This window comes from Actinomadura sp. 9N215 (assembly GCF_044326345.1).
GTDB lineage: Bacteria > Actinomycetota > Actinomycetes > Streptosporangiales > Streptosporangiaceae > Spirillospora.
Genome location: NZ_JBIRBA010000015.1, coordinates 145,375 through 158,140, shown reverse-complemented (window position 1 = coordinate 158,140; position 12,766 = coordinate 145,375). Strand labels below are relative to the sequence as shown.

The following is a 12,766-nucleotide window of genomic DNA, read 5'->3' as shown; positions in this document are numbered from 1 at the left end:
CGTGACCACGGCCTCAGGCCGGGCGCGGTCGGGAGCGGTGTGACGGTGTGGCGGGGGCGATGTCGCGGAGCGGCGGACGCAATGACACACTTACTTGAGTTTGTCTCATGGAGGTGTGAATGTCCGCGAACGTCCGGCCCCCCGCGACCGTCCAGCCACCCGAGAGCGTCACCTGGCGTGTCCACATCGACCGGTCCATGTGGGTCGGCGGGGTGCGGGGCCTCATGCTGCAGGCGCTGCACCCCATGGCCATGTGGGGCGTCTGGCAGAACTCCGACTTCCAGAAGGACCCGTTCGGACGGCTCCAGCGCACCGCCGACTTCGTGGGCATCGGCACGTTCGGGAGCCCCGAGGAGATCGAGAAGGCGGCGTACCGCGTCCGGGAACTCCACCGGAGCCTGCGCATCCTCAACCACGACACCGGCAGGAAGGAGCGGCTCGACCAGCCCGAACTCCTGCTGTGGGTGCACTGCGCCGAGGTGTACTCGTACCTGGAGACGGCACGGCGGGCCGGGCTGCCGCTCACCGACGCCATGGCGGACAGGTACCTGGACGAGCAGCGCCGGTCCGCCACCTTCGTCGGACTGCACGCGGAGGACGTGCCCGGCAGCGTCGCCGAAATGGAGGCGTACTTCGCGGAGATGCGCCCCCAACTCAGGCTGACGGACGAGGCCGCGGCCACGGTGCGATTCCTGATGTGGCCGGCGATGCCGGAGAAACTCAGGTTCCTCGCGCCCGGCAAGCCCGGATATTTCCCGTTCGGCGCGCTCTGCTACTACACGCTGCCCGGCTGGGCCCGCCAGATGTACGGGTCGCTGCCCGAAGTGCCGCAGCCGGCGGTGACGGCGGCGCTCAGGTCGTTCCGCCTGGCGATGAACTCGATGCCGGAGCGGCTGCACGACTACGCCTTCGCCAAGAACACCCGCGACATGCTGGGACGCGCCAAGAGGCGGCTCGCTGCCGACGGCTACGACGTGAGCAAGGGCCTCTACGGCCTCCGCGACCCCCGCCGCTGGCCGTCCGACCACCGAAACCCCCTCGCCACCGCCTCCTGACGCGACGCGGGATGCTGCGCGGCGCGGGTTGTTAGGCGACGTCTATGGGGAGGGCGGACCAGGGGTCCTTGCGGGGGGCGGCCTGTTGGCCTTCCGGGCAGTGGCGGGCGAAGTCGCACCATGAGCACAGGGTGCCCGGACGGGGTGGGAACAGGTCGTCGTGCGGGGCGTGGTCCGGTGCGGCCGGGCGGGAGGGGTCAGCCGCGGGGCCGGGGGTAGGGCGTACCTCGCCGCGGCGGGGTTTCGGGACGCGGGCGCGGTAGGTCTCGTCAGCCTCGGCGGCCTCCGCGGCGATCGACTCGGCACGGCGGATGTGGCGGTCCAGGGACTCGTCGGTGTGGTCCCAGGCAGCGACCTCGCCGGACGGCAGATGGTGCAGCTCGACGCGGTGGCAGGGGCGGCGCAGCACGCGGGACGCGGCGACCGCGTAGATCGCCAGGGCGAGGGAGCCGCGGGCGTCGTCGGCGGTGAGGGGGCGCCGGCCCGTCTTGTAGTCGACGACGGCGAGTTCGGAGCCCCGGGCGTCCAGGCGGTCGATGCGGCCCGACACGGCGATGCGGTCGGTGCGGGTCGCGACGGTGCGTTCCACGCCGAGCGGCTCGTCGTACGGGTCGAGGCCCGCGGCGTAGCGTTCCGTCATGTCGCGGGCCCGGTCGCGCCATTGGGCGGACTGGGCCTCGTCGCGGAAGCCGTCCGTCAGCCAGCCGCGGGTGAGGAGCCGTCCGGCGGCGGCGGGGGTGCGGTCGTGGACGGGCAGCCGCCACCAGCCCGCGAGCGCGTTGTGGACGCTGGCGCCCATGCTGTTGTGGGCCCACGGCGGGCCCTTCTGCGGCATCGGACGATCAAGATAGGTCATCCGGTAGCGGCGCGGGCAGTCCAGCCACGCGTTCAGCCGTGACGGCGTGCACGTGTACAGCCGCCGGGGCATGCCCTCTAAGCCGAGCTGCTCCACCGCTAGTCGTCGGACTCCTGCGCCAGCGCGCCCCACGTCTCCCAGCGGGAGTCCTCTTCGCCGACCGTGGTCTCCTCGCCCTGGGCGGGCAGGACCTGCAGGTCCTTCGGGAGCGGGGTGAGCAGCGCGCCGATCGAGTTGAGCTGGTTGCGCAGGTCCTCGTAGACGCCGCCGACGGAGCCGGGCCGGCCGCGGTGCAGGGTGTCGCCGGAGAACAGCGAGCCGAGCTGCTCGCTGATCACGCAGACGCTGCCCGGCGTGTGTCCCGGCGTGTGCACGATCTCCAGCTGCGCGTCGGCGATCTCGAAGATGCCGCCGTCCTCCAGCCAGATGTCGGGTTCGAGGGCCCGGAGCGCCTTCGCGTCGTCCTCGTCCTCCTCCTCTTTGGCGAGGCGGCCGAAGTAGTCGCGCCACAGCAGCCGGTCGGCGCGGTGCAACGCGATCGGGGCCCAGTTCTCCTCGTCGTCCTCGCCCGCGGCGGCGACTTCGAGCACCGCGTTGAGGTGGTGCTCGTTGCCGTCGGTGAGCAGGACGGCCATGACCTCGCGTTCGCCGATCTCGCTGAGGATGGCCTCGGCGTCGTACGCCGGGTCGATCACGATGACCTCGTCGTCGTCGCCGACGATGTAGGTGTTGTTCTCGACGTCGTACTCGGTGTCGTCCAGGGTCAGTTTCCCCGACGTCACAACCTGTTCGATGCGCGCGTCCACGCAAGGCACCCTACCGTGCTTCGCGGCCCCGATCCCGCACACGGAGATCACCGGCGGACGCGGCCGCGGCGAGCTGCTCGAACGCGTCCGGATCGGTGGTCTCGCAGCCGAGCCGGTCGCCGGTCGGCTCGCCGTGGTCGTCGCTGGAACCGGTCGCGGCCAGGCCCAGCGCGGCGGCGAGGTCGCGCAGGTGAGCGCGGTCCTCGGGGTCGTGGGCCGGATGGTCGGCCTCGATCCCGGCGAGCCCGGCGGCGGCGAGGCGCTCGATCACCTCGTCGGAGAAGACGTAGCCGCGGCCGCTCGCCCGCGGATGCGCGAGGACGCACACTCCCCCGGCCGCGCGGACGAGCCCGATCGCGTGCGCCGGGTCCAGCGCGTAACGCTGGACGTAGGCGCGGCCGCCCTGCGCGATCCACCGCTCGGTGAACGCCTCGTCCAGCGTCTCGATCGCGCCCGCGTCGACCATGGCCTGCGCGATGTGCGGGCGTCCGACCGCCTCGCCCTTCGCCAGCGCGCGGACCATGCCCCAGGTGACGTCGACGCCGAGGTGGCGGAGCCTGTCCACCATGCCCTGGGCCCTGAGCACGCGGTCGTCGCGGATCCGGGCGAGTTCGGCGGCCAGCGTGGGCTCCGCCGGGTCGAACAGGTAGCCGAGCATGTGGAGGCTGCGGCCGTCCTGCGTGCACGACAGCTCGATGCCGGGGACGAGGGTGAGGCCGTCCGGCAGCGCGGCGGCGGCCTCCGTCCAGCCCGCGACGGTGTCGTGGTCGGTCAGCGCGAGGACGTCGAGCCCGCGTTCCCTCGCCCGCCTGACCACCTCGGCGGGCGGGCGGGTGCCGTCGGACGCGTCGCTGTGGCTGTGCAGGTCGATGCGCATCGATCAGTCCTCGGTCGGTCTGCGGGTCGGTACTCGGTCGGGTCTGCGGGGCGGTCCAGCGGCCGGTCGGCGGGTCGGCCCGGGTCGGTCGGCGGGTCGGTCCGCGGTCGGTGCTCGGGTCAGTCGTCGAGCCGGGGGCTGGGGGCGCCGTACGGGAGGTCGAGGTCCATCCCGGGTTCGCGCAGGTCGAGGAGGTTCTGCCGCTCCAGCATGAGGACGCCGGCGTCGGCGGGCCACAGCACCGCCCACAGCCAGTCGCCCATCGCCTCGCCGACGTAGACGGCGCGGTCGGGTCGCTCGCCGACCGCCCACATCGGCAGGGTATGGCCGCAGGTCGCGGAGGGACCGCTGATGTCGAGCTTCACGTGCGGCGGGCTGCCGTCGAAGACCTCGCCGGGGTCGCCGCCGTCCAGGCCCGCGTAGTACGCGCCGAGGCCGACCCCGGGCTGCTCGGCGATCAGCACCAGGTCGGCGGGGCCGCTGAGCAGCCCAGGCCCGGACACCGCGACGGCCGTCGCCCGCGCGCCCGAGCGGTCGTCCCCGACCGTGGCGAAGCCCGTGACGAGCCAGCCCAGCGGAAGGGGCCAGGGCGTCCAGACGGGGACCTTCGAGTCGAGCAGGACGGCGGCCAGCCCGTCCGGGCCGGGTCGCTTGGCCGGCTGCCTCGGCAGGACGGCGCCGTGCACGCCGCAGATCCAGTCGCTCGACCAGAGTCCCGGCTCCTGCACGGGACCCGCGCACCGCGGGCAGGTCGGCTCCGCCCTCATGACTACCCACCCTGCGCGGCGACGTCCCGGCTCGTCAAGTCGGGCGGGTCGCCGCACGGGGAAAGGGGGGACAAAATGGGGTCATGCGCGTACGTTGCGTCGGCGGGATCCTCCGGGACGAGGCCGGGCGGCTGCTCATGGTGCGGCGGAGGAACCCGCCGGGCGAGGGCCTGTGGTCCATCCCCGGCGGACGCGTCGAGCCCGGCGAGGACGACCCGGCGGCCGTCGCGCGGGAGCTGAAGGAGGAGACCGGCCTGGACGTCGTCGCCGGCACGAAGATCGGCACGGTGGAGCGTCCGGGGCCCGGCGGTGTCGTCTACGAGGTCCACGACTACGCGGCGACCGTGGCGGACGGGACGGGCGGGACGCTCCGCGCGGGCGACGACGCGTCCGACGTGCGGTGGATCCCGCCGGACGAGCTGCGCGAACTGCCCGTCACGCCCGGGCTGCTGGACGCGCTCACCCTGTGGGGGCTCCTATGAGGACGAGAGGTGCGCCGGCTGATGCGCGGCCGCCACGGGAACGTCGTCCTCGTCCTCCGGGCCGGACGTGACGGTCTGGACCCGCATCCGGCGCGACAGCCAGACCACGGCCGCCGCGTACAGCGCCATCGGGACGATGTCGGCCACGACGACCTGCCACGGCACGCCGCCCTGCTCGATGTCGAGCTCGCCGACCGCCGCCGGGAAGAGGAACGCCATCAGGTTGTTGAACACGTGCAGCGCGATGCCCGACTCCAGGCCGCCCGTCTTCACGGCCAGCCACGCCGCGATCGCGCCGAAGGCGAAGATGTCGAGGATGCCCCAGCCGGTGTAGCCGTGCCCGGACGTGAACAGCGCCGAGCCGACGACGATGCCCGGCCACGGGGTGCGGAACACGACGCTGAGGGCCCGTCCGACGCGCCGCTTGGCGTTCTCCAGCGTGCAGGCGCCCACGGCCTGCAGCATCCAGCCGCGGAACACGTACTCCTCCGCCGCCGCCTGGAACGGCACCAGGAGGACGATCGCGATCGCCGGGACGATGAAGTCCCGCCAGCCGACCCAGTGCTCGTCGCCGTCCGACTGGTCGTCGAGGGAGACGCCCGCCAGGATCGACGTCGCGTACGACACGACGCAGAACAGGACCGCCAGGCCGCAGCACGCCAGCATCCAGCGCCAGCGCAGCCGCCCGGCGACCGACGACAGCGTGCCGGGCCGCCGCCGCTGGATCCCCCACACCGCGAACAGCGCCACCGGCAGGAACACCGCGAGCGCCGCCAGGTTGAACGCCAGGTCGGCCGTCTCGTCCCCGAAGATCGAGTCGCCGTCCGACCCGGACGTCTCGGGCATCTCACCCGTCGCCACCACCTGGACGATCATCCCGACGAGCATGAGCCCCAAGGCCAGGATCATCCCGGTGGCCGCGATCGCCAGCGTCCCCACCAGCGGCCGCCACCACCGGTGCGCCTCGGTGCGCGCCAGCCGATGGAACGGACTCCCCTTCGGCGCCGCCACCGTCCACGGCCGCTTCACCGGCGGCGGGCCATAACCCGCGTACGCCTGCCCATAAGGACCGCTCGGATGCGGATAGGGACCAGGACCGTACGGACCGGGGCCGTTCGGGCCATGGTCGTATGGGCCAGGGCCGTACGGACCGGGGCCGTACGGACCAGGGCCGTACCCTTGCGCGAAGCCAGACGGCGGCACCGGCGCATCGGTCCAGTACGGCTGCGGCTGGTTGGGTGGCTGGGCAGGGTTGTGCGGTGGCGGGGGTGGCGGCGGCGGAGCGGCTGGGCGGGATGGTTCGTCCGCATGCGGTGCTTCGGGCTGGTTTCCGGTGGAGTGGTCGGGGTCCAGCGGGGCCCAGCCGTCGGCGTCCCCTGGTTCTGACACGTGCGACCCTCCCGTAATGGCTTCGCCCTCGTGGGACGAATCGTACGGGGAGTCAGTTCCCAGAGGGCGCATCCTCCAAGCGCTTGGTGCGGCGCATTCCGGCGGCACGGCCTTTGGCCGCGACGACCAGGGCCATCTTGCGGGACGCCTCGTCGATCATCTCGTCGCCGAGGCGGGCGGCCCCGCGTCCCTCGACGGTCACGGAGTGCTCGTAGGCGTCGAGGATCAGCTCGGCGTGGTCGTAGTCGTCCTGGGACGGCGAGAACACCGCGTTCCCCGCCTCGATCTGCGTCGGGTGCAGCACCCACTTGCCGTCGAAGCCGAGCGCGGCGGAGCGTCGCGCGACCCGCGTGAACGCGTCCACGTCCTTGATGTTGAAGTACGGGCCGTCGATGGCCTGCAGGTCGTGGGCGCGGGCGGCCATCAGGATCCGCATCAGGATGTAGTGGTAGGCGTCGCCCTCGGTGTAGCCGGACGGCTGCTCGCCGACGACGAGGGTCTTCATGTTGATGGACGCCATCAGGTCGCCCGGCCCGAACACCAGCGACTCCAGCCGGGACGAGGACGCGGCGATCGCGTCGATGTTGACCATGCTGCGGGCGTCCTCGATCTGGGCCTCGATGCCGATGCGGCCCGCGGGCAGGCCCATCGCCGACTCGATCTGGGTGAGGAGCCGGTCGAGCCACTGGACGTGCCCGGCGTCCTGCGCCTTGGGCAGCATGATCGCGTCGAGGTTGGCGCCGGCGCCCTCCACGATCTCGATCACGTCCCGGTACGCCCAGTGGGTGTCGAGGTCGTTGACGCGGACGGCACGGGTCTTGCCGGTCCAGTCGCCCTCGTTCAGCGCGGCGACGACGAGCTTGCGGGCGTCCTCCTTGGCGGACGGCGCGACGGCGTCCTCCAGATCGAGGAGGACCTCGTCGGCGGGGAGGCCCTGGGCCTTCTCGATGAAACGGGGGTTGCTGGCAGGGACGGAGAGGGTCGTTCGGCGTGCGCGCATGGCCCGGATGCTATCTGGACGATGTGAGACCCTCGGAGCATGGGTGAGCTGAACGCGGCGCTGGTGGAGGAGGCGGCCAAGAAGTCGGGGCTGCTGTGGCTGGATCTGCCCGGCCTTCCGCAGCCGAGGGCCGCCTGGCATGTGTGGCACGAAGGGTCGGCGTACGTGCTGACCGGCGGGGACGGCGAGCAGCCGCTGCCCGGCCTGCCGGAGGCCGGGCAGGTGACGGTGATCCTTCGCAGCAAGGACAAGGGCGGGCGGCTGATCTCTTTCGTCGCCGACGCCGAGCTGGTCGAGCCTGGGTCCGAGCTGTGGGACGCGGTGACGCCGCAGCTGGCCAAGGACCGCCTGAACGCCGGGTCCCACGAGGGCCAGGTGGAGCGGTGGACCACCGAGTCGTGGATCATCCGGCTCACCCCGGCCGAGGAGATCGTGGAGGCGGCGGACGAGTACGCGACCGTCCGTCCCGTGCCGACGCCCGCGACGACGGCGAGCGCGCCGCCGCGCCTGTTCGGCGGAAAACGCCGCCGCGTCGACCGATAGGTCGCGCACCGGGCCCATCGCCTGGGCGCCACGTCCGTGGGCGGTGTCACAGTGGTAGGCGGTGGCCGTTCACGATGGCGGACAGTTTGTCGGGGTTGGCGACGAGGTGGATGGCCTGGACGCGTCCGGAGGCGTCCATGTCCACGGTGACGGTGCCGAGCGGGCCGTCCGGGCCCTCGACGATCAGGGCGGGCTCGCCGTTGAGGTCGACGCGCATCACGCGCATGTCGTCGGGCTGGACGCCCGCGTACGGCTGGCCGGTGACCCCGGCGAGCCAGCGGGCCACCTTCCGGGCGCCCGCGATGACCCGGAGGGCCGCCTTGACCTTGCCGCCGCCGTCCGTCCACAGGGTCACGTCCGGGGCGAGGACCTCCATGAGCTCGTTGATGTCGCCGCCGAGCACCACGTCCAGGAACCGGTCGGTGGCGGCGCGCCGCTCGGCGCCGCCGGCCTCGAAGCGGGGGCGCCGCGCCTCCACGTGCTTGCGGGCGCGGGTGCCGAGCTGCCGCACCGACGCCTCCGAGCGGTCCAGCGCCTCCGCGATCTCGGCGTACGGGTAGCCGAAGACCTCCTTGAGGATGAAGACGGCCCGTTCGAGCGGGCTCAGCGTCTCCAGGACGACGAGCATCGCCATTGACACCGACTCCGCCAGCTCGGCGCCCTCGGCGGCGATGTCGGGGGTGGTGAGCATCGGCTCGGGCAGCCACGGCCCGACGTACGTCTCGCGCTGGGCCCGCGCCGACCGCAGCCGGTCGAGCGCGACGTTCGTGGTGATCCGGACGAGGTACGCCTTCGGGTCGGCGACGCCCGACCGGTCGGCCGCGGACCAGCGCAGCCAGGCGTCCTGGACGGCGTCCTCCGCGTCGGCCGCGGTGCCCAGCATCCGGTACGCGACCCCGAACAGCAGGCCGCGGTGCTCCTCGAACGGCTCCGTCACGACGTCGCTCACGGTCCTCAGCCTCTCATGCGGGTGTCGCGCCCCGTATCTGCCCCCTTGTCCCGGATCAGCCGGTCGATCATGGGTAGTGTCCGGACCATGAGCGGAGCTCCGACGCGGGTGTTCATCGCCCGGCTCGCGGGCGTCGCGGTGTTCGATCCGGCCGGTGACCAGGTCGGACGCGTCCGCGACGTGGTGGCCGCGCTGCGGCTCGCGCCGCGGCCGCCGCGGGTGCTCGGGCTGGTGGTGGAGGTCGCGGGGCGCCGGACCGTGTTCCTGCCGATCACGCGGGTGACGGTGTTCGAGGCGGACGCGGTGATCTTCGACGGGCGGCTGAACGTCCGCCGGTTCGAGAAGCGCGAGTCGGAGACGCTCGTCATCGGGCAGATGCTCGACCGGACGGTCCGGTTCCGCGACAGCGGCGAGCCGGTCGCGGTCGTCGACGTCGCCATGGAGCCGACCCGGACCCGCGACTGGCTGGTCGGGAAGGTCGCCGTCCGCCGCCGGACGGGGCGCGGACTCCGCAAACGCGGGGAGAGCCTGGTCGTGAACTGGGACGACGTCGAAGGGTTCTCCGCCGTCGAGCACGGCCAGGGCGCCGCCGGGCTGATCGCCGCGTTCGAGCGGATGAAGCCCGCCGACCTCGCGAACATCATGCACGAGCTGCCGGAGAAGCGCCGCGCCGAGGTCGCCGTCGCGCTCGACGACGAGCGGCTCGCCGACATCCTGGAGGAGCTGCCCGAGGACGACCAGATCGAGATCCTCGGCAAGCTCGGCGTGGACCGGGCCGCCGACGTCCTGGAGGCCATGGGCCCCGACGACGCGGCCGACCTGCTCGGCGACCTGCCGACCGAGCAGCGGGAGCAGCTGCTGACGCTGATGGAGCCGCACGAGGCGGCGCCGCTGCGGCGGCTGCTGACCTACCCGGACCAGTCGGCGGGCGGGCTGATGACGACCGCGCCGGTGGTCGTCCCGCCGGACGCGACGGTCGCGGAGGCGCTCGCGCTGATCCGCCGCCCCGACCTGAACCCGGCGCTCGCCGCGCAGGTGTACGTGTGCCGCCCGCCGACCGCGACGCCGACCGGCCGGTACCTCGGCACCGTGCACTTCCAGAAGCTGCTGCGCGAGCCGCCGCCGACGCTGGTCAGCGGCATCGTCGACGCCGAACTGGACACGCTGCGGCCCACCATGTCGCTGGAGGCCGTCGCGATGTTCCTGGCCACCTACAACCTCGTCGCGGGCGCCGTCGTGGACGAGAACGGCCATCTGCTGGGCTCGGTGACCATCGACGACGTCCTCGACCACCTGCTGCCCGAGGACTGGCGGGAGGCCGTGATGGACGCCGCCGCGGAGGAATCCACGGCTCGGGATCCCGAGGAAGAGGCTCTCCGGGGGGACATGTGATGACGACACGCCAGATGACCGCACGCCTGGACCAGCCGAGGGAGATCCGCCGGACGTTCGTGCCGCGCGTCCACTACGACCCGGAATCGTTCGGACGGCTGTCGGAGCGGATCGCGCGGTTCCTCGGCACGGCCCGCTTCCTCGTCTACATGACGGTGTTCGTCGCCGTGTGGATCCTGTGGAACCTGCTGGCGCCGTCGTTCCTGAAGTTCGACCCGTACCCGTTCATCTTCCTGACGCTGATGCTGTCGCTGCAGGCGTCGTACGCGGCGCCGCTGATCCTGCTCGCGCAGAACCGGCAGGACGACCGGGACCGCGTCCAGTACGAGCAGGACCGCTCCAGGAACGACCGCAGCATCGCCGACACCGAGTACCTCACCCGCGAGATCGCCGGGCTGCGGGTCGCGCTGAGCGAGGTCGCCACCCGCGACTTCCTGCGCTCCGAGCTCCAGCAGATCATGAAGGAGCTCGACGCCAAGGACGCCCCCCGCTAGCCGGGCTCAGGCGGGGACCTTCTCGTCGGCCAGCTTGTCCAGGATGGCGCCCAGGGCGCGCAGGTCGGGCTCGTCCAGCCTGCTGAGCACGTAGTCGCGGACGCCCTGCCGGTACGTCGGGGTCGCCTCGGCGAGACGCGCCCGCCCGGCGCCGGTCAGGACGGCGTACAGCCCGCGCGCGTCGCTCGTGCACGACTGCCTGACGACCAGGCCCTCGCGCTGGAGCCGGTCGACGAGCCTGGTCAGGCCGCTGCGGGACAGCAGGACGCGGTCGGCGAGGTCGTTCATCCTGAGCCGTCCGGCCGGGGCCTCGCCGAGGTGCATCAGCACCTCGTAGGAGCCGAGCGCGAGGTCGTGGCCGGCCAGCAGGTCGGCCTGGAGCCGGCGGGAGATGCGCGCCTGGGCGCGCAGCATGGTGCGCCAGACGATCAGCTCGGTGGCCGAGAGGGTGCTGCTTGTCACGGACCGATCGTACGGCCGTGCCGCCGCCCGCGCGATGAACCCCGTGACACCTCCGGCGCGCCCGCCCCTTGGGGGACACCCGGATTAGGACGGAGGGGCTTCCGGTTCATACCATGGGGGCATGGCCTCCCAGTTGACGACCGAGCAGGTGACCGCGGCGCTCTCCACGGTGATCGATCCGGAGATCCGCAAGCCCATCACCGAGCTCGACATGGTCAAGAACGTCGACATCGGCGCGGACGGGACCGTCCGCGTCGGCGTCTTCCTGACCGTCGCGGGGTGTCCCATGAAGGACACCATCACCAGGAACGTCCGCGAGGCCGTGGCGAAACTGGACGGCGTCTCCGCCGTCCAGGTCGAGCTGGACGTGATGAGCGAGCAGCAGCGCAAGGACCTGCAGACCAAGCTGCGCGGCGGCGAGCCCGCCAAGGAGATCCCGTTCGCCAAGCCGAACTCGCTGACCAAGGTGTACGCGGTCGCGAGCGGCAAGGGCGGCGTCGGCAAGTCGTCGATCACCGTCAACCTGGCGGCCGCGCTGGCCGCGCAGGGCCGCAAGGTCGGCGTCGTGGACGCCGACATCTACGGCCACTCGGTGCCGCGGATGCTGGGCGTCGACGGCTCGCCCACCAAGGTCCAGGACATGATCATGCCGCCGTCCGCGCACGACGTGAAGGTCATCTCCGTCGGCATGTTCACGGCCGGGAACCAGCCGGTCGTGTGGCGCGGGCCGATGCTGCACCGGGCGCTGCAGCAGTTCCTCGCGGACGTCTACTGGGGCGACCTCGACATCCTCCTCATGGACCTGCCGCCCGGCACCGGCGACATCGCGATCTCGGTGGCGCAGCTGCTGCCGTCCGCGGAGATCCTCGTGGTCACCACCCCGCAGCAGGCGGCCGCCGAGGTCGCCGAGCGGGCCGGCGCGATCTCCGCGCAGACCCACCAGCAGGTCGTCGGCGTGATCGAGAACATGTCGTACCTGACGTGCCCGCACTGCGGCGAGCGGCAGCACATCTTCGGCGAGGGCGGCGGCCAGTCGGTCGCGGACGCGCTGACGAAGACGCTCGGGACCCGCGTCCCCCTGCTCGGCCAGGTGCAGATCGACCCGCGGCTGCGGGAGGGCGGCGACAACGGCGTCCCGCTGGTGCTGTCCGACCCGGACGCCGCCGCCGCCAAGGAGCTGCGCACCATCGCCGACCGCCTCGGCGGCCGCAGCCGCGGCCTCGCGGGCCTATCCCTCGGCATCTCCCCCAAGCGCGACTGAGGAGAAGCGCTCTGAGGCCACCTAACCCCCTCTAGGGGCGGGTTAGGTGGCTTCGTTGTCGAAGGGGGGGCGTTCGCCGTAGGCGAGTTCGCCGCCCGTGGTCGCGAACGACGGCTCGTCGTCGAAGACGTTGTTCTTGCCGTCCAGGAAGTCGTCGTCGTCTTCGAGAAGATGCTTGCGGACGAACGTCTTCGGGTTCAGGTCGGCGATGTCGAAGTCCTTGAACTCCGGGCCGAGCCCCTCCTGGAGGTCCGCCTTGGCGGAGTTGGCCATCTGGCGGAACTGCCGCAGCATGCGGCCCGCCTGCCCGGCGACCTGGGGCAGCTTGTCACCGAAGATGACGAGGGCGAGGACGACGAGAACCGCCATCTCACCGAGTCCGACGTCGAACACCCATCCTCCACAAACCGCCAAAGGGGACCGGCCCTGCGAC

General features: G+C 72.2%; 15 protein-coding genes. 6 read left to right on the top strand and 9 right to left on the bottom strand.

The window, feature by feature from the left end; translation table 11 throughout:
• Window positions 1-119: 119 nt before the first annotated feature.
• Entirely contained in the window at window positions 120-1,055 is a 936-nt protein-coding gene (locus ACH34T_RS24540; RefSeq protein ID WP_396023251.1) for an oxygenase MpaB family protein, read from the top strand.
• 31 nt (window positions 1,056-1,086) lie between these two features.
• Here the strand turns inward: ACH34T_RS24540 and ACH34T_RS24535 are convergent, their stop codons facing one another.
• The 4 genes from ACH34T_RS24535 to ACH34T_RS24520 all read right to left on the bottom strand — a co-directional run bounded on the left by ACH34T_RS24535 (window position 1,087) and on the right by ACH34T_RS24520 (window position 4,361).
• On the bottom strand, window positions 1,087-1,983 hold the full coding sequence (locus tag ACH34T_RS24535; RefSeq protein ID WP_396023250.1) for a RecB family exonuclease: 897 nt from the start codon (window positions 1,981-1,983) through the stop codon (window positions 1,087-1,089).
• 26 nt (window positions 1,984-2,009) lie between these two features.
• The gene (locus ACH34T_RS24530) at window positions 2,010-2,717 is read right to left on the bottom strand and encodes an MBL fold metallo-hydrolase (protein WP_396023249.1); all 708 of its coding nucleotides are present in this window, start codon (window positions 2,715-2,717) and stop codon (window positions 2,010-2,012) included.
• Between the two features lie 10 nt (window positions 2,718-2,727).
• Entirely contained in the window at window positions 2,728-3,594 is an 867-nt protein-coding gene (locus tag ACH34T_RS24525) for a PHP domain-containing protein (protein ID WP_396023248.1), read from the bottom strand.
• 119 nt (window positions 3,595-3,713) lie between these two features.
• Entirely contained in the window at window positions 3,714-4,361 is a 648-nt protein-coding gene (locus tag ACH34T_RS24520) for a DUF6758 family protein (protein ID WP_396023247.1), read from the bottom strand.
• 83 nt (window positions 4,362-4,444) lie between these two features.
• Between ACH34T_RS24520 and ACH34T_RS24515 the strand changes: the two genes are divergently transcribed.
• Window positions 4,445-4,843 (top strand): NUDIX hydrolase, encoded by a 399-nt coding sequence (locus ACH34T_RS24515; protein WP_396023246.1) that lies wholly within the window; start codon window positions 4,445-4,447, stop codon window positions 4,841-4,843.
• On the opposite strand, the gene ACH34T_RS24510 is transcribed toward ACH34T_RS24515, so the two are convergent.
• A complete protein-coding gene (locus ACH34T_RS24510; protein ID WP_396023245.1) occupies window positions 4,838-5,872 on the bottom strand; it encodes a lysostaphin resistance A-like protein in 1,035 nt (344 codons plus the stop codon). The genes ACH34T_RS24515 and ACH34T_RS24510 overlap by 6 nt on opposite strands.
• 412 nt (window positions 5,873-6,284) lie before the next feature.
• Entirely contained in the window at window positions 6,285-7,232 is a 948-nt protein-coding gene (locus ACH34T_RS24505; protein WP_396023244.1) for an HpcH/HpaI aldolase/citrate lyase family protein, read from the bottom strand.
• Window positions 7,233-7,271: 39 nt separating this feature from the next.
• Between ACH34T_RS24505 and ACH34T_RS24500 the strand changes: the two genes are divergently transcribed.
• On the top strand, window positions 7,272-7,775 hold the full coding sequence (locus ACH34T_RS24500; protein WP_396023243.1) for a hypothetical protein: 504 nt from the start codon (window positions 7,272-7,274) through the stop codon (window positions 7,773-7,775).
• Between the two features lie 46 nt (window positions 7,776-7,821).
• Here the strand turns inward: ACH34T_RS24500 and ACH34T_RS24495 are convergent, their stop codons facing one another.
• The gene (locus ACH34T_RS24495) at window positions 7,822-8,724 is read right to left on the bottom strand and encodes an RNA polymerase sigma-70 factor (protein WP_396023242.1); all 903 of its coding nucleotides are present in this window, start codon (window positions 8,722-8,724) and stop codon (window positions 7,822-7,824) included.
• Between the two features lie 87 nt (window positions 8,725-8,811).
• Between ACH34T_RS24495 and ACH34T_RS24490 the strand changes: the two genes are divergently transcribed.
• Together ACH34T_RS24490 and ACH34T_RS24485 are read left to right on the top strand one after the other, a co-directional pair.
• Window positions 8,812-10,116: a magnesium transporter MgtE N-terminal domain-containing protein gene (locus tag ACH34T_RS24490; protein WP_396023241.1), complete on the top strand. Its 1,305-nt coding sequence runs from the start codon at window positions 8,812-8,814 to the stop codon at window positions 10,114-10,116.
• The gene (locus tag ACH34T_RS24485) at window positions 10,116-10,610 is read left to right on the top strand and encodes a DUF1003 domain-containing protein (RefSeq protein ID WP_396023240.1); all 495 of its coding nucleotides are present in this window, start codon (window positions 10,116-10,118) and stop codon (window positions 10,608-10,610) included. The genes ACH34T_RS24490 and ACH34T_RS24485 overlap by 1 nt, the downstream gene beginning before the upstream one ends.
• Before the next feature lie 6 nt (window positions 10,611-10,616).
• Here ACH34T_RS24485 and ACH34T_RS24480 read toward each other — a convergent pair whose 3' ends face one another.
• A complete protein-coding gene (locus ACH34T_RS24480; protein WP_396023239.1) occupies window positions 10,617-11,072 on the bottom strand; it encodes a MarR family winged helix-turn-helix transcriptional regulator in 456 nt (151 codons plus the stop codon).
• Between the two features lie 121 nt (window positions 11,073-11,193).
• Between ACH34T_RS24480 and ACH34T_RS24475 the strand changes: the two genes are divergently transcribed.
• Window positions 11,194-12,333 carry an Mrp/NBP35 family ATP-binding protein gene (locus ACH34T_RS24475; RefSeq protein ID WP_396023238.1) on the top strand — a complete coding sequence of 380 codons (1,140 nt, stop codon included), beginning with the start codon at window positions 11,194-11,196 and terminating at the stop codon, window positions 12,331-12,333.
• A gap of 42 nt (window positions 12,334-12,375) precedes the next feature.
• Here ACH34T_RS24475 and ACH34T_RS24470 read toward each other — a convergent pair whose 3' ends face one another.
• Window positions 12,376-12,726 (bottom strand): sec-independent translocase, encoded by a 351-nt coding sequence (locus ACH34T_RS24470; RefSeq protein ID WP_396023237.1) that lies wholly within the window; start codon window positions 12,724-12,726, stop codon window positions 12,376-12,378.
• Between the last annotated feature and the right edge of the window lie 40 nt (window positions 12,727-12,766).